The sequence below is a fragment of the Pseudomonas sp. BIOMIG1BAC genome (genome assembly GCF_001705995.2).
GTDB classification, from domain to species: Bacteria; Pseudomonadota; Gammaproteobacteria; order Pseudomonadales; family Pseudomonadaceae; genus Aquipseudomonas; species Aquipseudomonas sessilinigenes.
On the sequence record NZ_CP049045.1, the window covers coordinates 5,382,748 to 5,404,834 of the forward strand.

Consider the following 22,087-nt stretch of genomic DNA (forward strand, 5'->3'; position numbering starts at 1 on the left):
TTGCACAGACGATTAGCCGGCCGTTTTCCGACCCCAGAATGTCGGGTAGAGATGGGCCATTACTGGCCCACCTCCCCCTAAGAACCGTACGTGCGAGTTTCCCCGCATACGGCTCGGGCCTAATCAAAACCCCCGGTAAGGGGAGCCGGTTTGTTCACTGTCAATCCGCGAGCGTGTAGCCGCTGGTGACAAAGGGGGTGCAATAGTACCCGGTTATTTAGGGAGTCTCCACCGCCTTTTGTGCGGTACAGAATGTGGTGATCATGCCACCCCGTCTCCTTCGTAATCGGTAACTTACATATTGGACACAATCCTTTCTGACTCTGGAAAAGGCTCAAGATTTGCTTACGGTACGCCAGCCTTTTGAGCATCTGTTCCATACGCCTTTTCTCACCCATTTCCTCCATAGAAGGATCGAAGGGGTTGTACTCCCCACTCACCTTCTTGTGTCGTTCGATCGGAGTGCTCGCTAGCGAGTACAACTCGATCGTTCGCATCTCTCCCTTGTCATTCATCGTCGCGGTAGCAAACACCCCTTTGCGCCCCTTCATGGGTTTAAAGTATTTCGCTCCGATCCACTGGAGTGTTTTCTTAGGGTGTCGCCGTTTTGCCCAACGCCATAGAGCCAGAAAGATCATGTAATCCATGCGGCTATACGCTTTCTTGGCTACCACAGGCTGGTGATAGAACGCCCAGCCACGCAGTATCGGATTCAGCTGTCGGATCAGATCCTCCTGCCTTACCGTTTTGCTGGTACTGATGATCTCCCTTACCTTGCTATAGAACGCTTTCACGTTTTTCTTGCTTGGCTTGATCAGAAGCTTCCCATCGTACTTGCGGAAATTCCAACCTAGAAAGTCAAAGCCTTCCTTTATATGGACGACACGCGTCTTCTCGAGTGACAACTGCAGCCCCCGCACTGCTAGGAACTGCTCTACCCAAGGTCTGACTTCAGTTTCCAGCACCTCTCGCGAGGTTCCGGTTATCACAAAGTCATCCGCATAACGCACCACATTGATTTTCAGCTTCTTGGCCTTGGTCACACCCAGATGTTGCTTAAGTTGTGACTCCAGCCCATCCAGCACCAGATTCGCCAAGCTGGGCGAGACAATCCCGCCCTGTGGCGTACCGGCATCCGTTGCCTGTAGCTGGCCTTTATGAATCACGCCAGCTTTCAACCATTTTCGGAGAACCACCTTATCCGTTGGGACGCTGGTGATAAGCCAGTCATGATTGATATGGTCAAAGCAGCCTTTGATGTCCGCCTCCAAAACCCATTGGGCCGAAACCTTCTTGGATAGGCATACGAACAACTGCCCCATTGCATCCGCCGTAGATCGCTCGATCCTAAAGCCGTAGCTGTTTGGATCGCCGGTGGTTTCTGCAATGGGTGCCAGAGCAAGCAAATACAACGCCTGCATTGCCCTGTCCGTCATGGTCGGAATGCCCAGAGGGCGCTCCTTTCCATTTGACTTCGGAATAAACACACGCCGTAAAGGCCGTGGTTTATAACCGTGGCGCTTCAACCCATTTGCCGCCTTCCATTTGGCATCGGGTGTATCCCAGAGCACGCGGTCGACTCCCGCCGTGCGCTTACCCTGGTTTTCAGTGACTCGCCGTACGGCCAAGTATCTGGCCGAGCGTGAGCGGGTCAGCATCCGCTGCAAGGCTTTCACCCTGCGCCAGTTGCCTTCCCGACAAGCCTTCGCAATCCGTATCTGCATCGCCCGGACATTCCGCTGAACACGCCACCAATCGATGTCATGCCATTGTTGCGGAGCGCCGGAAGGCGCAGACACGGCCAATTGGCTATGTTCTAACATGCTGCCTTCCTCTCAAGTTGCCCCAAGCGAAAGACGCACACATCCCCTGACGGGAATGGACGCTCCCGCCAGGGTTGGATTAATAGAAGATCCGTTACAGCTGGATCTCTAGGTTTATTGAGACAGGTTCACTCAGAGTTCATGCGACGAAAGACCACGCAGAAGTCTGCCCGGTTTCCCGTGGAGCGATGTTCCAGCCCCTATCCGGGCCATTACAGCCCGGCTTTCGCTTTCTCTGCGATCCCATACCCGCACAGCCAACGGATCACCTTGCGGTTCACCTGCCCGAAGGCAGCCATACGGGCTTACCACGTTCCCTGCCTGTCACACGACTGGGTTAGAGTCTGCCTATTCGCCGGCGACCTTATGTGACGACGTGTTCCGACCCTTGACCAGAACAACCGGTCGCATCACCTTTTTGGTTAATGCCTATCAGCAGATTAGGCACCGTAATGCTGACGACGTTTATTAGCAGTTCACTTGTGTTACCCATACCAGCCAGCCTAGCGCCTCAACCCGGTACTGCTCCGAGCATCTGCGCTCCGCCTCACGGCGAAGACGCACCCATACGGGGGCTACATTGTTGGAAGAGCTTCACACCCCACCGTTACCAGTGACGCATGTCTTCCTAGGCTATCGTTGGTCGCACAACGAGTCCGCTGCCACTCCAAACAGGCAATGGTTGGACAATGACAGACAGAGCTTTCGCTCATGTCTCCGGTTTGATGTGAACAGGGACTGCCGAGGCAGCATGCTCAAAGAATTGTTACCTCCTGTTTCAAAAGCAGGAGGGAACCCCAGCGGGGATTCTCTCCCGCATGGGTTTAGCCCTGAATAGGGCTGATGTGTAGTAGGCACTCCAATACCGGAAATCCAGTACTGCGGTCGAGCCACCGAGCGCTAATCGACCTTGAGTTTGCCACCGCCGCTGCGGCAAGTCCTTGAAGGCATTGGACTTCTGGGAGGGTTTTGTTTCTTGGGATTGGGCACCCAAGCTCTCGGCTCTCTTTCGAAAACCCTTCAAGATGACTCTACACCTCGAAGTTTAGGAGACACGCCACGCGTGTCGCACCAAGGGCATGCATTCTAGTGGGTCAAACTCAAGAAGTCACCCTACTGAAAAGGGGTAAAAAGCGGCCAGCAACATGAAGACGGGGACAAAGGCTTCAGCCCCACCATAAGAGCAAACACTACAGATCAAACCCAGTCCCTGCACCAGCCCCTCTATATATAGAAGCAACCAGCCAGCCTCTCGAATACACCGGGTAACAACACCATCAAACCAGAGCAGCTAGCGACCGGAGGAAAGCCGCTTCATCACTTGGGCAACCCAGCATGCGCGCCGCGCGATGCAAACACCCAGAAACGAAAACGGCGCAGACCCTTTCAGGTGCTGCGCCGTCATCTGCTATTAACTAGCTACTTTATTGGTGCGGACGAAGAGACTCGAACTCTTACACCTTGCGGCGCTGGAACCTAAATCCAGTGTGTCTACCAATTCCACCACGTCCGCGTAACAAGCTTCTTAAAGCAAAGGCGCCAGACTATTAATCTGGCGCCTTTTTCGAATATGGGGTGGACGATGGGGATCGAACCCACGACAACAGGAGTCACAATCCTGTGCTCTACCAACTGAGCTACGCCCACCATATTGCGTTACTTGTGCCAAAGCTGCCTAATGGCGCACCCGGCAGGACTCGAACCTGCGACCATCCGCTTAGAAGGCGGATGCTCTATCCAGCTGAGCTACGGGCGCCTTATTAATCTGTACTCTAACTAACGACTACAAACTAATTGCTTCCAGTCGCTGCGAGTTGATCAACAACTCCGCCCGACCTTCTTAACCAGTGCTAGGCTGTGCCCGACAAGTGCGACGAATGTTATAGACGAGCCGTTAGGTCGTCAACTCTTTTTTAAAAAAAATTCATTTAATTAAAGGAGTTAGGGCAATTTGCAGAGCAAGCGCCTTTGCCCTCACGCCCCGGCATGCGAGAATGTGTTCTCTTTTTCTTTCCCTCTCGATGGTTAATCACGCGTCATGACTGCACAACTAATCGACGGCAAAGCGATCGCCGCTAGCCTGCGCCAGCAGATCGCCAAGCGTGTCGCCGAGCGTCGCCAGCAAGGCCTGCGCACTCCCGGCCTCGCAGTGATCCTGGTCGGCAGCGATCCAGCCTCTCAGGTTTATGTCTCGCACAAGCGTAAAGACTGCGAAGAGGTCGGCTTTCTTTCCCAGGCCTACGACCTGCCCGCCGACACCACCCAGGAAGACCTGGCAGGCCTGATCGATCGCCTGAACGATGACCCGAACATCGATGGCGTCCTTCTACAATTGCCACTGCCCGAGCACCTGGACGCATCACTGTTGCTCGAGCGCATCCGCCCGGACAAGGACGTGGATGGTTTCCATCCTTATAACGTCGGCCGCCTGGCACAACGCATCCCACTGCTTCGCCCCTGCACGCCAAAGGGCATCATGACCCTGCTGGAAAGCACAGGTGCCGACCTGTATGGCATGGATGCGGTGGTGGTCGGCGCCTCCAACATCGTTGGTCGCCCAATGGCCATGGAGCTGTTGCTGGCCGGCTGCACCGTGACCGTGACCCACCGTTTCACCAAGGACCTGGCCGGTCACGTCGGCCGCGCCGACCTGGTGGTTGTAGCAGCCGGCAAGCCTGGCCTGGTCAAGGGTGAGTGGATCAAGGAAGGTGCCATCGTCATCGATGTCGGCATCAATCGCCAGGAAGACGGCAAGCTGGTGGGCGACGTGGTTTATGAAACCGCCCTGCCCCGCGCAGGCTGGATCACTCCAGTGCCCGGCGGCGTAGGCCCCATGACACGTGCCTGCCTACTGGAAAACACCCTGTACGCAGCCGAGTCGCTGCACAGCTGAGTGTCCTTGCGCACACAAAAGCCCGCCATCGGCGGGCTTTCTTTATTCTGTAACACCACAGTATTTACCTCCCCTTATCGCTGGCGACTTCTAGCCCGGCGCCTGCCATTCGATCCAGACCGACAATGCACTACCGTTCAGGAGAAAATCGGTTTTTTTCTTGGTTTTTAAGGGTTTTCGGCTGACTGCTGAAGAGCAATCGACAGTTCTTCCGCCATACTCATAGAATGTAACGTTTTTCCAAAAAAGCCCGTTGCAAAACGGCATATCCATTCTATCGAGTCCACCGGCGTGAAAATTCGTCTCTCCATCCTCAGCTTGTTGTTTGCTGTGTCCGGCACCCTACTCACGCACAGCGTCGACGCCGCCGAAACTACCGCGGCCCCAAGAGACACGTCACAACTGCACATCGCCTCTGGCAGCGCCCTGCTGCTCGACCTGCAAACCAACAAGGTCATCTATTCCAGCAACCCTGACGTCGTGGTCCCCATCGCTTCGGTCACCAAGCTCATGACCGCCATGGTGGTGCTGGACGCCAAGCTGCCCATGAACGAATACATTTCCGTGAACATCAGCGACACCCCGGAAATGAAGGGCGTGTTCTCTCGAGTCAAACTCAACAGCGAACTGAGCCGCCGGGAAATGCTGCTGATTGCCCTGATGTCCTCGGAAAACCGTGCAGCCGCCAGCCTCGCCCATCACTACCCAGGGGGCTATGCCGCGTTCATTGCGGCGATGAACGCCAAAGCCAAGTCCCTGGGCATGACCCACACTCGCTATGTGGAGCCTACCGGCCTTTCGATCCATAACGTTTCCACCGCACGGGACCTGAGCAAGCTACTGGTGGCAGCGCGCAAGTACCCCCTGCTGAGCGAGTTGAGCACCACCAAGGAAAAGACCGTGGCATTTCGCAAGCCCAACTACACGCTGGGCTTTCGTAATACCGACCACCTGGTCAACAAGGAAAAATGGGACATCAAGATCACCAAGACCGGGTTCACCAACCAGGCTGGCCATTGCCTGGTGCTGGTCACCAGCATGAGCAATCGCCCGGTAGCCCTGGTGATTCTCGATGCCTTCGGCAAGTACACGCACTTCGCCGATGCCGGCCGAATCCGCAACTGGGTGGAAACCGGCAAGAGCGGCTCGGTACCGGACGTAGCCTTGCGCTACAAAGCGGAGAAAAACCTCAAGAACCGCCAGGCCGGAGCCACCCAGGCATCCCACTGAGCTCCCCTCGCATGATCACAACGGCGCCCATGGGCGCCGTTGTCGCGTTCAACCGATCAGTGACCGTCCAAGGCCTTGGTGGCCCGGGCCGCTGCTTGCTCCTGGCCCGCCCGGGCCAATTCGTCAGCAGCCTTCAGCCAACGCTGGCGATCGACCGCCGCTGGCAACTGGTTCGGTGCCTGGATCAGGACTGCAAAGCTGCCAGCGTCCTTCCAGGCCGATTCGAACGCACCGAACTCCATCAACTGGCGGCGACTCTTCGCCCCGCGCAGCAGCACCGTCTGCTTGTCTCGGTTATAGCCGGCCAGTACGGCGTAGCGCGGTTGCGCCCAGAATGCCGACCCCTCGGTGAACCGCACCATCACTGGATACCCTGCCGCAACCTGGGCCAGCAGCGCAGGCAGGTTGTTATCCAGGGGATAAACCACCATGCCGTATTCCCTGGCCAGTTTTTGCATGTTCTGTGGCAGTTGTGCCTCGGCACCCGGCAAGTGCAGGGGTTTGTCCAGCAGCCCCGGGGTGATCACGATCCCCTGTTGCGACAGCATCCCGGCCAGGGCCCCCGGCCCGCTCTGATACATCTCGCCACTGAAGAACGGCACACTGTTGAGCTCCACTCGCTCCGGCAGGCGCTGAATCTGCGGCTGCACGCTGCCTGTACAACCGACAAGGCCCAACACACAGGCACTGGCCAGCAGCGCCGCTCGAAATCCAGGAAATACCCGCACCATCATTGCTCTCTATATCAGGCGCCGGGCAGTCCTCTTCCGGCTGGGGCCCTGATCATAGGGCGCTTGAGGACGGGGGTATAGCGTTTGACGACAGTTAATCGAAAACCATAGAGCGAACTGTTCGAGGACTCTCGACTATTGGTCAATAGCCTGAAACACAGAGACTACTAGACTGTCTTCTAGTAAGAATCGTGCCCCGCCAAGGGGTATGGAAGGAGGCACACATGAGCCTGACAACGACGATCCTGATGCTGATCCTGGGCTGGCTGGCAGTTGCCGGTGCCATGCTCTGGGGCGTACTGCGCATCGTCCGCCGCCATCACCCGCCCCGGCAGTCGCCCGCAAGCATCACCCCAGCAGAGAAAGAGCACCGAAATCCCGCGACCGCTCACTGACCGAACGTGCCCACCCATGAAACGACCGCCTGGCTCCAGGGAGCACAGGCGGTCTGCCGTGGGCTAAATCCTGCGATCAAGCCTCGGACTGTGCGGCCTGGCGCTTTTCCCGGGCCCGACGAGCCAGCATGTTCAAGCATTCGATAGCCGCCGAGAAGGCCATCGCCGCATAGACATAGCCCTTGGGCACATGGGCGCCGAAACCTTCGGCAATCAGTGTCATGCCGATCATGATCAGGAAGCCCAGGGCCAACATCACGATGGTCGGGTTGTCATTGATGAACTTGGCCAGCGGCTCGGCAGCCAGCAACATCACGATCACCGATGCCACCACGGCAATGATCATGATCGGCAAGTGCTCGGTCATCCCCACCGCAGTGATGATGCTGTCGATGGAAAACACCATGTCCAGCAGCAGGATCTGGCCGATGGCAGCGGCAAAGCCAATCGCCACGCCAGGAGTCGCGACTTTTTCCTCCTCTGGCTTGGAATCCATGCTGTGGTGAATTTCCGTGGTGGCCTTCCACACCAGGAACAAGCCACCGGCAATCAGGATCATGTCCTTCCAGGAGAAGCTCTGCCCCAGCACCTCGATCACCGGCTCAGTGAGCTGGACGATAAAGGCCACGGTGCTCAGCAGCGCCAGGCGCATGAACAGGGCCATGCCGATCCCCAGGCGCCGCGCCTTGGCTCGATGCTGCTCCGGCAACTTATTGGTAAGGATGGAGATAAAGATCAGGTTATCGATGCCAAGCACGATCTCCATCACCACCAAGGTAGCCAGGGCCACCCAGGCAGTGGGGCTGGCGGCGAGCTGTAAAAGGTAATCCATGGGTCAATCCCGACTCGGTTGCATGAAAGATCAGATTTCCTGGGACGACTCGGCCTGCTTGGCGCTGTCATCGGTTTTCTTGTCCTTGCCGACACCACTACCAGCCGCATCGCTCAATGCTTGCTCTGCTGCCTTGTGGGTATCGTCGATCGCTTGCTTGGCTGACTGTGCCGCCTTGTCCAGCACCTGCTGGGCACTCTTTTCTGCCTGCTCGCAGCCCGCCAGGGTCAGCATAGACAGGGCCAGCACGATAGCTGAGCCCAGGGGTTTGAATGACATGCCGATTTCCTCGATAGAACGCACAGGACCAATGAGAGCCCTGTCGATGGCGAGGCATTCTATGGAGCGTAACAGTTCAGGAAAATTCGTATTTATTGCAACTATACTTCGGTTTTTACGAATAGTTAATCGTCATGCTCAACTACCGCCAACTGCACTACTTCTGGGTTGTAGCCAAGACCGGCAGCATCGTACGGGCCTGCGAGCAGCTGAACCTGACCCCGCAAACCATCAGCGGACAGATCAGCCTGCTGGAGCAAACCTATGGCGTCGAACTGTTCCGCCGCGTAGGGCGCCAGCTGGAACTGAGCGAAGCCGGGCGCCAGGCCCTGCCCTACGCCGAACAGATGTTCCAGCTCGGTAACGAACTGCAAGCCATGCTCCGCGCCCGTCCCGACGAGCAGCAGATCCCGTTCCGGGTCGGGGTCGCGGACGTGGTGCCCAAGTCCATCGTCTATCGACTGGTCGCTCCGACCATGGAGCTCAGCGAGCCGATCCGCCTCACCTGCCGCGAAGACAAGCTCGAACGCCTGCTGGCCGACCTGGCCATCCAGCGCCTGGACCTGGTGATTTCCGATAGCCCGATGCCGCCCCACCTGGATATCAAGGGCTACAGCCAGAAACTGGGGGAATGCGGAATCAGCTTCTTTGCCACCCAGGAACTGGCGCGCCTGCACGGCGCCAACTTCCCTCAAGGACTGCATGGCGCCCCCTTGCTGATCCCCGGCCAGGAAACCGTGGTCCGCAGCCGCCTGTTGCGCTGGTTCGCCGAACAGCAGCTACAACCACGAATCATCGGTGAATTCGACGACAGCGCCCTGATGCAGGCCTTCGGCCAATCCGGCAGCGGGATCTTCATTGCCCCCAGCGTGATTGCCGATGAAGTCCAGCAGCAATACGGCGTGCAGTTGATAGGCCAGACCGACGCCGTGGCCGAATCGTTCTATGCCATTACCGTGGAGCGCAAGGTCAAGCACCCCGGGATCGTTGCCATTACCGAGGGCGCGCGACGGGAACTGTTCACGCCCCTCGGCCACTGATCAGGAAGCGCAGGCCTGTGGCGCCTTCACCTTCATCAACACCAGCGCCAGGGCAATCGACAGCAGGATGAAGCCTGCCGCCGCGAACCCCAGGTGCCCCAGGCCCAGGGTATCGATTACCCGGCCGCCGACCATCGCCCCCAGGCCGACCCCGATATTGGCTCCGGCGATGTTCAAGGACGCGGCGAAAGCCGGAGCTTGTGGGGCTGCCTTCATCATCCGCACATGACTGACCAGGAACATCGCCGCCTGGGTCATGCCCCAGATACCCATGGCCGCTGCCAGCCCCAGGGTCGAATGAATGCTCGGTACCAGGGCCACCATGCCCCCCATCATGAGGGCACAGAACACCATCGAGGCAATCAGCGGGTGGCGATCGACAAAACGTCCCCCCAGGGAGTTGCCGATCAGGCCTACCGCACCGAAGCCCATCAGGCACCAACCCACCAGCGTGCCGTTGAAACCGGCCAGGCGCTCAAGGATATCCGCCAGGTAGGTGTAGGCCGTGAACATGCCGCTGAATACCAGGATCGACAGCAGCACATGCCCCTGCATCAGCGGACTGCGCAGGATAGCGAACTGCGAGCCCAGGCTGGCCTGTTCGTTGTGCACCGAAGTCTTCGGCAGATAGAGATACAACAGCAGCGCCTTGGCAAAGGCCACCAGCGCCAGGATGGCGAATGCACTGCGCCAGCCGAAGAGATCGGCGATCAGGGTCCCCACGGGAATTCCGAATACCGTGGCACAGACGATGCCGAAACCGATCTTGGAAATAGCCCGCCCGGCCTCGTCCGGCCCGACGATATCCACCGCGGTTTCGCTCGCCAGGGCCCAGAACACCGGCAAGCCCAAGGCCGGCACCAGCCGTGCCAGGGCCATCACCCAGATGTTCGGTGCCAGCGCGGCGACGGTATTGGACAGCCCGAACAGCACCAGCACGATGATGAACAGCGGCTTGCGCGGAAAACGCGCGCAGTAAGCGGTCAGGAACGGACCGAAGGCGGCGACGGTGAAGGCGAACAGCGTCACCAGCAAGCCGGCCTGGGACACACTGACCTGCAAGTCCCGGGCAATGGCTGGCAACAGGCCAACGATCACGAATTCCGTGGTCAGGATGGTAAAGCCCGCAGCCGATAACAGCAGGATGGGAAACAACATGCAAAACTCCAGCGACGACGGATGACAGCGACGGCCCGGAGGGCGCGCTGACCGGATAGGAAAAATGGGGATGGCGAATCTTAACAGAGTGGATACAGGTCAAGGCAACCGCGTTATCCAACTGATCGACACGGCAAGTGGCAGATCGTCACATCCACACGGGAAGCCGGGCCTGCTGTGATAAAGTCCGCCCCTGCCCCCAAAACAGGCGGCTCGACACTCGATGGTCGTCCTGCCTGCCTGTTGCTTGTCCGACCGCGGCCTTGCGTGGCGGTTCCACTTTGGGTCAGTTTCCGGCCCAGGGTCGCTGCATGCACTGCACATTAAAAAAATAGAGATACCGTTTATGAACGCTTCACCACCGTCCTTCCTGCAATCCCTCAAGCGCCTGAGCCTGGTGACACAGATCGTCATCGGCCTGATTGCCGGTATCCTCCTGGCACTGCTGGCGCCTGAGGTGGCCAAGTCCACCACTTTCGTCGGCAAAGTGTTCGTCTCGGCGCTCAAGGCCGTGGCACCGATCCTGGTATTCGTGCTGGTAATGGCCTCGATCGCCAACCACAAGCATGGCCAGGAAACCCATATCCGCCCGATCCTGGTCCTCTATCTGCTCGGCACCTTCGCCGCCGCGGTGGTGGCCGTGATCGCCAGCGCCCTGTTCCCCTCTGCCCTGGTGCTGTCCACCCACGACGTGACCATCAGCGCACCGGGCGGCATCAGCGAAGTGCTGCAAAGCCTGCTGCTGAGCGTGGTGGACAACCCGGTCAGCGCCCTGATGAACGCCAACTTCATCGGCATCCTGGCCTGGGCCATCGGCATGGGCGTGGCCATCCGCCATGCCGGTGAAACCACCCGCAGCGTGCTCGAGGACCTGTCCAACGGCGTCACCCTGATCGTGCGGGTGGTGATCCGCTTCGCGCCCCTGGGGATCTTCGGCCTGGTGGCCTCGACCCTGGCCACTTCGGGCTTCGATGCGCTGCTCGGCTACCTGCACCTGCTGGCCGTGCTGATCGGCTGCATGCTGTTCGTGGCCCTGGTGATGAACCCGCTGATCGTCTACTGGAAGATCCGCCGCAACCCGTTCCCGCTGGTACTGACCTGCCTGCGCGAAAGCGGCATCACCGCGTTCTTCACCCGCAGCTCGGCAGCCAACATCCCGGTCAATCTGGAGCTGAGCAAGCGCCTGGGCCTGCATGAGGATACCTATTCGGTATCCATTCCCCTGGGCGCCACCATCAACATGGCCGGTGCGGCGATCACCATCACCGTGCTGACCCTGGCTGCCGTGCACACCCTGGGTATCGCCGTGGACCTGCCCACTGCCGTGCTGCTGAGCGTGGTGGCCGCGATCTGTGCCTGTGGCGCTTCCGGCGTCGCCGGCGGTTCGCTGCTGCTGATCCCCCTGGCTTGCAGCCTGTTCGGTATCCCCAGCGAGATCGCCATGCAAGTGGTGGCCGTGGGCTTCATCATCGGCGTCCTGCAAGACTCGGCAGAAACCGCACTGAACTCCTCCACCGACGTGCTTTTCACCGCAGCAGCCTGCATGGCCCAGGAAGACAAGGCACAAGCCTCGGCCTGATCCGCAGCACTAAAAAGCCCGGCCAGGTCGACCCTGGCCGGGCTTTTTTCATTCATCCAGAAAAGGCGCTAACGCCTCAGAATGCCCCCATGTAGTCACGCTTGCCGACCTCTACGCCGTTGTGACGCAAGATCGCGTAGGCAGTGGTGACATGGAAGAAGAACTGCGGCAGGCCATAAGTCAGCAGGTAGGACTGGCCGCTGAAGCGCTTCTCTTTCGGCGTGCCCGGACGGGTGACGATCTCGATGCCTTCCTTGCCATCGACCTGGGACGGCTGGATGCCATCGATAAAGGCCAGGACCTTGGCCAGCAGCGCCTGCAGGTCAGCGAAGCTGGTCTCGCTGTCGTCGTACTTGGGCAGCTCGACCTCGGCCAGGCGCGCCGAAACGCCCTTGGCGAAGTCCACGGCGATCTGCACCTGGCGCACCAACGGGAACATGTCCGGGTACAGGCGCGCCTGCAACAGCGCATTGGGCTCGATACCCTTGGCCGTCGCATGGGCCTCGGCCTTGTGCAGTACATCGCTCAGGGCCTTGAGCATTTGCTTGAAGACAGGAACGGAAGCGGCGTACAGGGAAATAGTCATGACAATCTCGATCAGAGGTGGTGGGAATACAGCGCGCGAGGATTATAGCCGCAGCCATTGCCCGGGTGGGTTTATCCGCCCGGCCCCTGGCGATACTGGCTTGGAGCGACGCCGAACCAGCGCTTGAAGCTCTGGGAGAAACTCGACAGGTCGCTGAAGCCGAGCCTTTGCGCCACCTGGGTCAGGCTCAGGCCAGGATTGCCCAGCAGTTCCAGGGCCTGGCGACGCCGATGCTCGGCCAGCAATTGACGATAGCTGCTGCCCTGCTCCTGCAAGCGTCGTTTCAAGGTCCGTACGCTGGTGCGGTTCAGGCGAGCCATGGCTGGCAGGTCCGCAACGGCCCCCGCTGGTAGCGCATCCAGATGCTGGCGCACCTGGGCCACCACCCCCGGGTGCATTTGCCGCTGCTCCAGCAGCTGCCTGCACATCTGTTCGCACATCGATACCGTCACCGGATTGGCCTGGGGCAAGGAGCGGTGCAACAAGCGCCGGTCGAATACCAGGCTGTTGCTCTGCGCCCGATACTCGGGACCCACGCCGAAAATCTTCCGCGACTCTCCGGCCCCCCCGTGCACAGGCGGCGCACCGCAACGGGTGATCCGCAGCAAGCGGAAATCCTCGCCGACAATCTCCTTCATCAACACGGCCGCGGCCGCCATGTCCCGCTCCAGCAAAAAGTTTTGCAGCGCGACATCGGCCACTGCCGGCTCACCGAAGGTCAACACGCCCACCCCCGGCTCCTGGTGATAACCAATACTGGCGAAGGCATAGGTCAACGGCAGGAAACGCAAGGCCAGGCTCAACGCATCCGCCGGGGTCGCACTGCTGATCAGGCCGTAGCCGAACAAGCCATAGGTGGAAAAGTGATAGCGCAGCCCTACTTCGTGGCCCAGCCCTGGTGGATCCTCCAGCAACTCCAGCAGATTACCCACCAGCCGCAACTCCTGGGCCGCCGACAACAGACTGTTGGGGTCCTGCAGTTGCGCCATGGACAGCCTCGAACCCGCCAGCAGGCGTGCCAGGGGCAGGCCCCGCTCACGACCGAAGTTCACCAGCAGCAAAGCGCTGGAAGGTCCGCGAGTGAACGATTGAATGCTCATGGGCTGACTCATCCGGTGACGATTTGGCCCAAATACTAAAGCACTTGTCACGTTGCAGCATGGGGTCCATGAGCGATTGCCTCCATGCTTGACCCCCATCGGCGCCGCACTCTCGATCCAGGGGCGCGGTACCGCACCACACAACAAGAACAACGAGGTCGTCATGCCTGCACCCATCACTGCCAAGAACCCGGAGCACGACTCCAGCATCCCCCTTGAAGCCATCATCATCGGCACGGGCTTCGGCGGCCTGGGCATGGGCATCGCCCTGCGCAAGGCTGGGGTCAGCCGCTTTCTCATCCTGGAAAAAGGCCAGGACGTCGGGGGCGTCTGGCGCGAGAACACCTACCCCGGCGCAGCCTGCGACGTGCCTTCGCACCTGTATTCGTTTTCCTTCGAGCCCAACCCCAACTGGTCCCGGGTGTTCGCGCCCCAGGCCGAGATCCACGACTACCTGCAACACTGCGCCCGACACTATGCCCTGTTGCCTCACATCCAGTTCGACAGCGAAGTCAGCCATGCCGAATTCGACGACAGCCAGTGCCTGTGGAAAGTCAGCTGCCACAATGGCCAGTCGTACCTGAGCCGGCTGCTGGTCAGCGCCACCGGCCAGCTGAGCCGCCCCGCCATCCCCAGGCTGCCAGGCATGGAGAGCTTCACCGGTCATGTGTTCCACTCCGCCCACTGGGATCATCACTATCCCCTGGCCGGCAAGCGGGTCGCGGTGATCGGTACCGGAGCCTCGGCCATCCAGTTCGTGCCACAGATTGCCGATCAGGTCGCGACGCTCAAGGTCTTCCAGCGCTCGCCGGCCTACATCATGCCCAAGGCCGATCGCCCCTACAGGCCAGAAGAACTGCAACGCTTTGCCCGCCATCCCCTGTGGATGAAGCTGGTACGCGCGGCTCACTACCTGCATTTCGAATCCCGCGCCCTGGGCTTCACCCGCCTGCAAGGCCTGACCCGCTGGGCCGTCGGCATACCTTTCCAGAAACTGCTGAAGGCCTCGGTGTCCAGCCCCGAACTGCGACGCCAGATGACCCCGGACTATCCCATCGGCTGCAAGCGCATCCTGCTGTCCAACGACTACCTGGCCACCTTCGACAAGCCCCATGTCGAACTGCTGACCCAAGGCATCAAGCGAATCACCGAACAAGGCATCGAGACCCTGGACGGCCAACGGCACGAAGTAGACGCCATCATCTATGGCACCGGCTTCGCCGCCACCGAGTTTCTCTCGCCCATGCGCATCACCGGACGCCTAGGGCAAGATCTCAACCAGGCCTGGCAGCAAGGTGCTGCCGCCTACCTGGGACTGAGCGTGCCGGGCTTCCCCAACTTCTTCATGCTCTACGGCCCCAACACCAACCTGGGGCACAACTCCATCATCTACATGCTCGAAAGCCAGATATCCCACGTGATGAAGGCTCGCCGTGCGCTCCTGGCCAATACCGCCCGGACCCTGGAGGTGGACCCACAATCCCACCAGCGCTTCCAACAACGAATCCAGCGGCGCCTGGCCACCTCGGTATGGAGCGGGTGCCAGAGCTGGTACGTAGACCCGAACGGCCACAACAGCACCAACTGGCCGGGTTTCACCTGGAGCTATCGCTGGCAGACCCGCCATGCCGGGCTGGCGGCCTACCAGTTCTCCAGCCCCCTGGATGGCGACCGAGCAACCGACGGGCAACGAATAGCCGCCCCCGGGGATTGGCTGGAACGAGGCAATGCGGCCTTCCTGCGACTCTTCCTGCGGGCCAGCTTCAGGGCCTTGATCGGCCCGCCCCGGCTTCTGGCCAGCCAGCGCAAGATCGTTGCCGGCCTGTCCAGGCTGATGCCTGGAGGCTGGGGAGTGAACCGTCATCGCAGCCGGCTGGGACATATGGCACTACAGATCGTCGAACCCAAGGCCAGCGCCGCCAAAGGGGTCATCCTCTACCTGCACGGCGGCGCCTTCTGCCTTGGCAGCCCCGACACCCACTACAGCATCACCAGCCGACTGGCCAAAGAAAGCGGCTGCGCGGTATGGGCACCGGATTACCGGCTGGCTCCGGAGCATCCCTACCCGGCGGCGCTGGAGGATTGCCTGGCCTGCTACGACGCCATCCGCGCCCAGGGCTACCCGGTAGAGCGGCTGCTGATTGCCGGTGACTCCGCCGGCGGTGCCCTGGCCCTGGCACTGGCCCTGGCCTTGAAGGAGCGTGGCGAGGGCATTGCCGCCGGCTTGCTGCTGCTCTCGCCGGTGACCGATCCGACGCTGGCCGGCGCCAGCATGCAAAGCCGCCAGGCCACGGACCCGATGATCCGCCGCGACTGGCTGGAGCAGGCCTTGCAGGCCTATGCCGCAACGCCACAGACGCTGCTGCACCGCCCCCTGGAAGCCGACCTGCGCGGGCTGCCGCCGATGCTGATCCAGGTCGGCGACCAGGAGGTGCTGCTGTCCGATTCCACTCGCCTGGCCGAACGCGCCAGGGCATCGGCGGTGCCTTGTCAGTTGCAGATCCACGAAGGCCGTTGGCATGTCTTCCAGTTGCAGGCCTTCTACCTGCGTTCGGCCAGGGCCGCCCTGCGCGATCTCGCCCGCTTTGCCCGCCAATGCCTGGAGCGGGACAGTACAGACACCAGCGCACAAGACCGGGCGCCCAAGGCACAAACCCTGCCGACGCCATGACGCCCACTCGCGCCCCCCGGCCAGGGGCGCGGCTTTTTTAAGGCACGACCACGCGCCCTTGGAGGCGCCAGCACCCCGTGTAACCAAGTTCTGATGGCCAGGGGCCGCTTCTACAGGTAAAACAGAGCCCCTCGCAACCGGCCACCACGGCCATGGACCGCCCAGCCCACCCAACCCCACAGGCTGGGGTCGCCGCGCCTCTCTCCATCAGTTACCAAGGGACCTGTACTCATGAGCAGCGAACACGAAACTCCCAGCGAAGCACTGCGCCTTGGCAATGCCGAAATCCGCATCCTGGGCTCATTGATCGAAAAACAGGCCACCAGTGCGGAAACCTATCCCCTGACCCTCAATGCCCTGGTGATCGCCTGCAACCAGAAGACCAGCCGCGAGCCGGTGATGAACCTGACCCAGGGACAAGTCGGCCAGAGCCTGCGGACCCTTGAAGCCCAGGGCTTTACCCGCCTGGTGATGGGCAGTCGCGCCGATCGCTGGGAGCAGCGCCTGGACAAGGCCCTGGAACTGGTGCCAGCGCAATTGATCCTGTGCGGCCTGATGTTCCTGCGGGGCCCGCAGACCGTGAGCGAACTGCTGACCCGCAGCGGGCGCATGCATGACTTCGAAGACGCCGAGCAAGTGCTGCATCAGCTCGAACGCCTGGTGGCCCGGGGCCTGGCCCTGCATCTGCCGCGCCAGTCCGGCCAGCGCGAGGATCGCTACACCCACGCCCTGGGCGATCCGGCGGAGATCGAAGCCATTCTCGCCGCCCGCGGCAGCCCGGTGGAGCGCAGTACTGGTAGCGCAGTCGCCCTGGAACGCATCGAGGAACTGGAGGCGCGGATCGCCGCCCTCGAGGAGCGCCTGGCTCGCCTCGAAGGCTAGACCGTCAACAAACCGAAGGCGGCGCCAAGGGCGCAGGCCTTCGGTGGGCCGCGCCCGTTGTGCCGGGGATCAGGCCCGGGCGTAGGCCACGGCCTTCTGGAACTGCTCCTGGCTGGGACGCACGCCGGTATACAACACGAACTGCTCCAGCGCCTGGATGGCGATCACTTCCAACCCGGTGATCACCCGCTTGCCCTGGGCCCGGGCCTGTACGATCAACGGCGTCTCGGCCGGGATCGCCACCACATCGAACACCGTGTCCGCCGCGGCGATCGCCTCGGCCTCAAAGGCCAGCTGCTGGGCTTCGGGCCCGCCGCTCATGCCGATCGGCGTGACATTGACCAGCATCTGCGGCCGCAGCGCCCCCAGTTCGGCTTGCCACCGATAGCCCAGGGAGCTGGCCAGGGCACGCCCGGCCACCTCGTTGCGAGCAACGATCACACCGTTGTCATAACCCCCATCGCGCAAGGCACTGGCCACGGCCTTGGCCATGCCGCCACTGCCACGCAGGGCGAAACTGCACGTCCTGGGCACGGCATGGGCCGCCAGCAACTGCGCCACGGCAATGTAGTCGGTGTTGTAGGCCTTCAAGTGGCCATTGGTGTTGACGATGGTATTGATCGAGGCAATGGCCTGGGCCGATGCATCCAGCTCATCCACCAGAGCGATGCAATCCTCCTTGAACGGCATGGAAACGCCGCAGCCACGAATGCCCAATGCACGGATTCCACGGACCGCACCCGGCAGGTCCTGGCTGCTGAAGGCCTTGTAGTAGAAGTTCAGCCCCAGTTGTTCATACAAGTGGTTGTGAAAGCGCAGGCCGAAGTTCCCCGGACGCCCGGACAACGACATGCACAACTGGGTGTCTTTATTGGGGTTCATTTGCATCTTCATCTCCTCGCTTGGCACTTTCGGATAGACGGGATTGGCCAGCCACCCCGCTTGTGCCTGATCATATCGGCGCTTGTTCAACGGCCTCGAACCGTCCAGGGATAACGGTAAAGAGACCGGTACAGACCTTACACAACATTTACTCAGCGACTGTGCAGAATTTGCGATAACCGCTGTCTTAGAAGTATCCCCGCGTCAGTTCTTGGGTCTGGTGCAGACCATAAACGCAGGGGTTGAACCGAGGAAAAACCATGATCTCCAAAATCCCCAAGATAGCCCTGCTCATGGGTGCACTCGCTGTCGCAGGCCAGGCATCCGCCCACGGTGGTGGCTGGGTCGGCCCCGCTGCATTGGGTGCTGTTGTCGGCGCTGCCGTCGTGGGTTCGGTGATCGCCAACCAGGATCGCCCCGTCTACGTACAGCAGGCACCGGTGTATGTGCAACCGGCGCCGGTGTACGCCGCCCCGCCGCCCCCTCCGGTCTACTACCAGCCGGCACCGGTCTATGTGCAACAACCGGTGTACTACCGCCCGGCACCGGTCTACTACGGACCACCCCGTGGCTACTATGGCCACCCGCATTACTACTACGGCCCCGGTCGCTGGTAAGCGGCAGCAGGATCAAACGACAGGCCCCGCCCCACAAGCGGGGCCTGTTGCATTCTGCCATCAGCCAGATGTCTGAATAATTCTGGAAGATGTCGTGACTGGAACAGTACTTGCGTTTAAATCCGGCAATAGTGTGCCGATCCCAAGGCCGCCCAGCTCGACACGGGATTGTCATGTTTGTGTCATTTGCGGGCTGCAAGATCGATCCAGTCCGATCATCCAAGGCCCATAACAACAAGGACGCCCCCCATGCCTACGCAAAATCCGCACCGCGTTGCCGGCCTCTGCACTTCCAGCCGGGTCTATGACGCCCTGACCGAACTCAAGCACCTGGAAGGCCATCGCAGCGCCAAGTTTCTCTCGCTGCTGGCACAAAACCTGGTGCGCAAGGGCCTGCTCAACGAACAGGAAGTGCTGCATATGCTCGACCAGGTCGTGGACTGAGCGCGACCTGTTGCCGATCATCACCTGTGCCCAATCGATGTCCACTATCAACCAGGGTGATTTTTCGTAGCACTGGGCGCTTTGTAAGGTAACCCCCATGCAAAAGGAGGTTCCCATGCACAAGCACCAGATCATGTCCGTCGTCGGCAGCGCCGTCCCCGCCCCACTGAGGGCCATGGGGTTGCTCGCCTGCTGGTACCTGGTACGCGACGGCGAAGCCATCAGCGGCCCGCTGATGTCCCTGCCTGCCGCCCAGGCCCTGTCCCGCCAGCTCGACACCAGGGTGTTGCACGCCTAGCCAACCGACGGCGCCGGATGACCGTCGCACCCAAGGCTTTTCTGCTCCAGGCATAGACGCAGGTCAATAAACCCGAGCGGGCACTGGCTTACCCTCGCGACCTTTTGCGATCGACAGCCCCATGACGCTCCTGGCCAAACCCGAACTCCTGGCTCCCGCCGGCACCCTGAAGAACATGCGCTACGCCTTCGCCTACGGCGCCGATGCGGTATACGCCGGGCAACCGCGCTATAGCTTGCGGGTACGCAACAACGAATTCGACCACGCCAACCTGGCGCTCGGCATCCAGGAGGCCCAGGCCCAGGGCAAGCGCTTCTACGTGGTGGTCAACATCGCCCCGCACAATGCCAAGCTCAAGACCTTCCTCAAGGACCTGGCTCCGGTCATCGAAATGGCTCCCGATGCACTGATCATGTCCGACCCCGGCCTGATCATGCTCGTGCGCCGACACTTTCCCGCCATGCCCATCCACCTCTCGGTCCAGGCCAATACGGTGAATTGGGCCAGCGTCGAGTTCTGGCAGCAGCAGGGCCTGAGCCGGATCATCCTGTCCCGGGAACTGTCGCTGGAAGAGATCGAGGAGATCCGCCAGCAAGTGCCGGGCATGGAACTGGAAGTCTTCGTCCATGGCGCGCTGTGCATGGCCTACTCCGGCCGCTGCCTGCTCTCGGGCTACATGAACAAGCGCGATGCCAACCAGGGCACCTGCACCAATGCCTGTCGCTGGAAATACAAGGCCGAGCCGGCTACCCAGGACAATCTCGGAGACATCGTCCAGACCTGTGAACCCGAGCCGACCCTGGGCCTTGGGGCGCCCACCGAGCAGGTCTTCCTGCTCAGCGAAGCCAACCGCCCGGATGAGCTGATGCCAGCCTTCGAAGACGAACACGGCACCTACATCATGAACGCCAAGGACCTGCGGGCCGTGCAGCACGTAGGCCGCCTGACCCGCATGGGCGTGCATTCGCTGAAGATCGAGGGCCGCACCAAATCCCACTTCTATTGCGCACGTACCACCCAGGTCTATCGCCGGGCCATCGATGATGCCGCCGCCGGGCGCGAATTCGACCGCAGCCTGATGAACGATCTGGAGTCCCTGGCCCAGCGTGGCTATACCGAGGGTTTCCTGCGCCGCCATGTGCACGACGAGTACCAGAACTACCAGAACGGCAGCTCGGTCTCGGAGCGCCAGCAGTTCGTCGGCGAGCTTACCGGAGAGCGCCGTGACCGCCTGGCAGAAGTGAAGGTGAAAAACCGCTTCGCCCTGGGCGACCACATGGAATTGATGACCCCCAAGGGCAATTTCCACTTCGACCTGCACGAACTGCAGAACATCCAGGGCCAGGCCATCGAAGTCGCACCGGGGGATGGCCATACCGTCTACCTGCCGATCCCCGACCAGGTGGACCTGCGTTTCGGCCTGTTGATGCGCGACATCGGCGCTTGAGCCCCTCTCGTCGATCCCTTCAGGGTGCCGCCGGCCGCTAGCCGGCGGCGCTCACGCCACCAGACGCACACCGATTTCCCACTCCAGGCTCGCACTGGGCGCGATGGGCTGGATATGCTTGGCTCGAAAACGCATGGCTCACGGAACACCAAACCGTGCCAGCGTTGCAGAACAACAACGACCACTGCCCAGGAATGTTGTGCTCATGCCCGACACCATCGTGCCCCGCCCCGCCGCAGAACCGCCGGCCAAACCCATGGAGCAACGGCTGGAATTGCGCCACCTGCGCTATTTCAAGGCCGTGGCCGAAGAGCTGAGCTTCACTCGGGCCGCCGCGAAGTTGCACATGGCACAGCCGCCCCTCAGCCAGCAGATCAAGCAACTGGAAGAAGACCTGGGAGTCGTCCTGTTCGAGCGCCAGGGCCGCCCCTTGCGCCTGACCGAGGCCGGCCGACAATTCCTGCTCAAGGTCCGGGGCATCCTCGACGATGTCCAGTCCAGTGTCAGGGAGGTCCGCGAACTCGCCGAAGGCCATGGTGGGCGGCTGTCCATCGGTTTCGCCGGCTCGGTCATGTACAACAAACTGCCAGAGCTGCTCGGCCTGTTCCGCCAATGCTATCCAGGCGTGGAGCTGGAGTTCAGGGAACTGCTGGCGGCACAGATCGGCCCGGCGCTGCTGGCGCGTGATATCGACCTGGGGCTGGCCCGCCCGGCCCTGGAGGACGACCCGGCATTTCAGCAACGCCTGTTGCTCCAGGAGCCGCTGGTGGTGGCCGTACCGACGGGCCATCGCCTGGCAGGCCGCGAAGATATCGCGATCCAGGACCTGGACCAGGAACGAACCGTACTCTACCCGCGCTTCCCGCTGCCCAGCCTGACCGACCTGATCCAGAGCACCCTGGAACGGCTCGGCGTACACCTGCACCTGGTGCAGCAAGTCGAGAACCTGCAGGCCGCCCTGGGCCTGACTCGGGCCGGGGTGGGGCTGACCTTCGTGCCGCAGAGCGTCGGGGCCGAGTTACGCCAGGGCATCGTCTTCCTGGCTATCCGCGACAACCCGCTATTTTCGCCACTGAGCGCGGCCTGGCTGGCAGGCACCAGCAGCGCCCCGCTGCGTAACTTCCTGCCCTTGTTGAACCTGGTAAGCAGCGTCCCATCCCCCCTGCCCTAGGCAACCCTGCCCATACCTCGATCGTCTGC

The 22,087-nt window shown here is 61.1% G+C and carries 21 protein-coding genes and 3 tRNA genes; 12 read left to right on the forward strand and 12 right to left on the reverse strand.

Annotated features, from left to right (window positions below; genetic code table 11):
* Positions 1 to 119: 119 nt before the first annotated feature.
* The 4 genes from ltrA to ATY02_RS24960 form a co-directional block, all read right to left on the reverse strand.
* Entirely contained in the window at positions 120 to 1,823 is a 1,704-nt protein-coding gene (gene ltrA / locus ATY02_RS24945; protein ID WP_060765696.1) for a group II intron reverse transcriptase/maturase, read from the reverse strand.
* Between the two features lie 1,428 nt (positions 1,824 to 3,251).
* A tRNA-Leu gene (locus ATY02_RS24950) sits at positions 3,252 to 3,336 on the reverse strand.
* A gap of 58 nt (positions 3,337 to 3,394) precedes the next feature.
* A tRNA-His gene (locus ATY02_RS24955) sits at positions 3,395 to 3,470 on the reverse strand.
* A gap of 32 nt (positions 3,471 to 3,502) precedes the next feature.
* Positions 3,503 to 3,579: transfer RNA gene (locus ATY02_RS24960), tRNA-Arg, on the reverse strand.
* A 282-nt stretch (positions 3,580 to 3,861) separates the two neighbouring features.
* Between ATY02_RS24960 and folD the strand changes: the two genes are divergently transcribed.
* Positions 3,862 to 4,716 carry a bifunctional methylenetetrahydrofolate dehydrogenase/methenyltetrahydrofolate cyclohydrolase FolD gene (gene folD, locus ATY02_RS24965; protein ID WP_068582944.1) on the forward strand — a complete coding sequence of 285 codons (855 nt, stop codon included), beginning with the start codon at positions 3,862 to 3,864 and terminating at the stop codon, positions 4,714 to 4,716.
* Between the two features lie 90 nt (positions 4,717 to 4,806).
* Here the strand turns inward: folD and ATY02_RS24970 are convergent, their stop codons facing one another.
* Positions 4,807 to 4,989 (reverse strand): hypothetical protein, encoded by a 183-nt coding sequence (locus ATY02_RS24970; RefSeq protein ID WP_141698221.1) that lies wholly within the window; start codon positions 4,987 to 4,989, stop codon positions 4,807 to 4,809.
* 18 nt (positions 4,990 to 5,007) lie between these two features.
* Between ATY02_RS24970 and pbpG the strand changes: the two genes are divergently transcribed.
* Positions 5,008 to 5,946 carry a D-alanyl-D-alanine endopeptidase gene (gene pbpG, locus ATY02_RS24975; protein ID WP_068582942.1) on the forward strand — a complete coding sequence of 313 codons (939 nt, stop codon included), beginning with the start codon at positions 5,008 to 5,010 and terminating at the stop codon, positions 5,944 to 5,946.
* 56 nt (positions 5,947 to 6,002) lie between these two features.
* Here the strand turns inward: pbpG and ATY02_RS24980 are convergent, their stop codons facing one another.
* Positions 6,003 to 6,677 (reverse strand): peptidase C39 family protein, encoded by a 675-nt coding sequence (locus ATY02_RS24980; protein ID WP_068583046.1) that lies wholly within the window; start codon positions 6,675 to 6,677, stop codon positions 6,003 to 6,005.
* Between the two features lie 224 nt (positions 6,678 to 6,901).
* Here ATY02_RS24980 and ATY02_RS24985 point away from each other — a divergent pair, with 224 nt between their 5' ends.
* Complete coding sequence (locus tag ATY02_RS24985) at positions 6,902 to 7,072, forward strand: hypothetical protein (RefSeq protein WP_164487336.1); 171 nt, start codon at positions 6,902 to 6,904, stop codon at positions 7,070 to 7,072.
* 76 nt (positions 7,073 to 7,148) lie between these two features.
* On the opposite strand, the gene ATY02_RS24990 is transcribed toward ATY02_RS24985, so the two are convergent.
* Together ATY02_RS24990 and ATY02_RS24995 are read right to left on the reverse strand one after the other, a co-directional pair.
* Complete coding sequence (locus ATY02_RS24990; protein ID WP_068582938.1) at positions 7,149 to 7,904, reverse strand: TerC family protein; 756 nt, start codon at positions 7,902 to 7,904, stop codon at positions 7,149 to 7,151.
* A 30-nt stretch (positions 7,905 to 7,934) separates the two neighbouring features.
* Complete coding sequence (locus tag ATY02_RS24995; RefSeq protein ID WP_068582935.1) at positions 7,935 to 8,183, reverse strand: hypothetical protein; 249 nt, start codon at positions 8,181 to 8,183, stop codon at positions 7,935 to 7,937.
* Between the two features lie 134 nt (positions 8,184 to 8,317).
* Here ATY02_RS24995 and nhaR point away from each other — a divergent pair, with 134 nt between their 5' ends.
* Positions 8,318 to 9,223 carry a transcriptional activator NhaR gene (nhaR, locus tag ATY02_RS25000; protein WP_068582933.1) on the forward strand — a complete coding sequence of 302 codons (906 nt, stop codon included), beginning with the start codon at positions 8,318 to 8,320 and terminating at the stop codon, positions 9,221 to 9,223.
* On the opposite strand, the gene ATY02_RS25005 is transcribed toward nhaR, so the two are convergent.
* Positions 9,224 to 10,381: an MFS transporter gene (locus ATY02_RS25005; RefSeq protein ID WP_068582931.1), complete on the reverse strand. Its 1,158-nt coding sequence runs from the start codon at positions 10,379 to 10,381 to the stop codon at positions 9,224 to 9,226.
* A gap of 346 nt (positions 10,382 to 10,727) precedes the next feature.
* Here ATY02_RS25005 and sstT point away from each other — a divergent pair, with 346 nt between their 5' ends.
* A complete protein-coding gene (gene sstT, locus ATY02_RS25010) occupies positions 10,728 to 11,960 on the forward strand; it encodes a serine/threonine transporter SstT (RefSeq protein WP_068582928.1) in 1,233 nt (410 codons plus the stop codon).
* Positions 11,961 to 12,036: 76 nt separating this feature from the next.
* Here the strand turns inward: sstT and ATY02_RS25015 are convergent, their stop codons facing one another.
* Both ATY02_RS25015 and ATY02_RS25020 read right to left on the reverse strand, forming a co-directional pair.
* Positions 12,037 to 12,546 carry a DUF1993 domain-containing protein gene (locus tag ATY02_RS25015; protein ID WP_068582925.1) on the reverse strand — a complete coding sequence of 170 codons (510 nt, stop codon included), beginning with the start codon at positions 12,544 to 12,546 and terminating at the stop codon, positions 12,037 to 12,039.
* 71 nt (positions 12,547 to 12,617) lie between these two features.
* The gene (locus tag ATY02_RS25020) at positions 12,618 to 13,646 is read right to left on the reverse strand and encodes an AraC family transcriptional regulator (protein ID WP_068582922.1); all 1,029 of its coding nucleotides are present in this window, start codon (positions 13,644 to 13,646) and stop codon (positions 12,618 to 12,620) included.
* A gap of 163 nt (positions 13,647 to 13,809) precedes the next feature.
* Here ATY02_RS25020 and ATY02_RS25025 point away from each other — a divergent pair, with 163 nt between their 5' ends.
* Positions 13,810 to 16,317 carry a flavin-containing monooxygenase gene (locus ATY02_RS25025; RefSeq protein ID WP_068583041.1) on the forward strand — a complete coding sequence of 836 codons (2,508 nt, stop codon included), beginning with the start codon at positions 13,810 to 13,812 and terminating at the stop codon, positions 16,315 to 16,317.
* Positions 16,318 to 16,548: 231 nt separating this feature from the next.
* Positions 16,549 to 17,199: a YceH family protein gene (locus tag ATY02_RS25030; RefSeq protein ID WP_068582918.1), complete on the forward strand. Its 651-nt coding sequence runs from the start codon at positions 16,549 to 16,551 to the stop codon at positions 17,197 to 17,199.
* Positions 17,200 to 17,268: 69 nt separating this feature from the next.
* On the opposite strand, the gene ATY02_RS25035 is transcribed toward ATY02_RS25030, so the two are convergent.
* Complete coding sequence (locus ATY02_RS25035) at positions 17,269 to 18,087, reverse strand: shikimate 5-dehydrogenase (protein WP_068582915.1); 819 nt, start codon at positions 18,085 to 18,087, stop codon at positions 17,269 to 17,271.
* Between the two features lie 254 nt (positions 18,088 to 18,341).
* On the opposite strand from ATY02_RS25035, the gene ATY02_RS25040 reads away from it, so the two are divergent.
* The 5 genes from ATY02_RS25040 to ATY02_RS25060 all read left to right on the forward strand — a co-directional run bounded on the left by ATY02_RS25040 (position 18,342) and on the right by ATY02_RS25060 (position 22,058).
* A complete protein-coding gene (locus ATY02_RS25040) occupies positions 18,342 to 18,698 on the forward strand; it encodes a hypothetical protein (RefSeq protein WP_068582912.1) in 357 nt (118 codons plus the stop codon).
* Between the two features lie 249 nt (positions 18,699 to 18,947).
* Positions 18,948 to 19,142, forward strand: coding sequence for a hypothetical protein (locus ATY02_RS25045; protein WP_011062291.1), 195 nt, complete (start codon positions 18,948 to 18,950; stop codon positions 19,140 to 19,142).
* A 115-nt stretch (positions 19,143 to 19,257) separates the two neighbouring features.
* Entirely contained in the window at positions 19,258 to 19,440 is a 183-nt protein-coding gene (locus tag ATY02_RS25050; protein WP_068582910.1) for a hypothetical protein, read from the forward strand.
* 121 nt (positions 19,441 to 19,561) lie between these two features.
* Positions 19,562 to 20,887, forward strand: coding sequence for a tRNA 5-hydroxyuridine modification protein YegQ (gene yegQ / locus ATY02_RS25055; RefSeq protein ID WP_068582907.1), 1,326 nt, complete (start codon positions 19,562 to 19,564; stop codon positions 20,885 to 20,887).
* Positions 20,888 to 21,092: 205 nt separating this feature from the next.
* Positions 21,093 to 22,058 (forward strand): LysR family transcriptional regulator, encoded by a 966-nt coding sequence (locus tag ATY02_RS25060; RefSeq protein WP_164823713.1) that lies wholly within the window; start codon positions 21,093 to 21,095, stop codon positions 22,056 to 22,058.
* The last annotated feature ends 29 nt before the right edge of the window (positions 22,059 to 22,087 follow it).

Coding starts and splice junctions, on each gene's coding strand:
- ltrA (WP_060765696.1), bottom strand. CDS start 1,823: ATGTTAGAACATAGCCAATTGGCCGTGTCTGCGCCTTCCGGCGCTCCG.
- folD (WP_068582944.1), top strand. CDS start 3,862: ATGACTGCACAACTAATCGACGGCAAAGCGATCGCCGCTAGCCTGCGC.
- ATY02_RS24970 (WP_141698221.1), bottom strand. CDS start 4,989: ATGGATATGCCGTTTTGCAACGGGCTTTTTTGGAAAAACGTTACATTC.
- ATY02_RS24980 (WP_068583046.1), bottom strand. CDS start 6,677: ATGGTGCGGGTATTTCCTGGATTTCGAGCGGCGCTGCTGGCCAGTGCC.
- ATY02_RS24985 (WP_164487336.1), top strand. CDS start 6,902: ATGAGCCTGACAACGACGATCCTGATGCTGATCCTGGGCTGGCTGGCA.
- ATY02_RS24990 (WP_068582938.1), bottom strand. CDS start 7,904: ATGGATTACCTTTTACAGCTCGCCGCCAGCCCCACTGCCTGGGTGGCC.
- ATY02_RS24995 (WP_068582935.1), bottom strand. CDS start 8,183: ATGTCATTCAAACCCCTGGGCTCAGCTATCGTGCTGGCCCTGTCTATG.
- nhaR (WP_068582933.1), top strand. CDS start 8,318: ATGCTCAACTACCGCCAACTGCACTACTTCTGGGTTGTAGCCAAGACC.
- ATY02_RS25005 (WP_068582931.1), bottom strand. CDS start 10,381: ATGTTGTTTCCCATCCTGCTGTTATCGGCTGCGGGCTTTACCATCCTG.
- sstT (WP_068582928.1), top strand. CDS start 10,728: ATGAACGCTTCACCACCGTCCTTCCTGCAATCCCTCAAGCGCCTGAGC.
- ATY02_RS25015 (WP_068582925.1), bottom strand. CDS start 12,546: ATGACTATTTCCCTGTACGCCGCTTCCGTTCCTGTCTTCAAGCAAATG.
- ATY02_RS25020 (WP_068582922.1), bottom strand. CDS start 13,646: ATGAGCATTCAATCGTTCACTCGCGGACCTTCCAGCGCTTTGCTGCTG.
- ATY02_RS25025 (WP_068583041.1), top strand. CDS start 13,810: ATGCCTGCACCCATCACTGCCAAGAACCCGGAGCACGACTCCAGCATC.
- ATY02_RS25030 (WP_068582918.1), top strand. CDS start 16,549: ATGAGCAGCGAACACGAAACTCCCAGCGAAGCACTGCGCCTTGGCAAT.
- ATY02_RS25035 (WP_068582915.1), bottom strand. CDS start 18,087: ATGCAAATGAACCCCAATAAAGACACCCAGTTGTGCATGTCGTTGTCC.
- ATY02_RS25040 (WP_068582912.1), top strand. CDS start 18,342: ATGATCTCCAAAATCCCCAAGATAGCCCTGCTCATGGGTGCACTCGCT.
- ATY02_RS25045 (WP_011062291.1), top strand. CDS start 18,948: ATGCCTACGCAAAATCCGCACCGCGTTGCCGGCCTCTGCACTTCCAGC.
- ATY02_RS25050 (WP_068582910.1), top strand. CDS start 19,258: ATGCACAAGCACCAGATCATGTCCGTCGTCGGCAGCGCCGTCCCCGCC.
- yegQ (WP_068582907.1), top strand. CDS start 19,562: ATGACGCTCCTGGCCAAACCCGAACTCCTGGCTCCCGCCGGCACCCTG.
- ATY02_RS25060 (WP_164823713.1), top strand. CDS start 21,093: ATGCCCGACACCATCGTGCCCCGCCCCGCCGCAGAACCGCCGGCCAAA.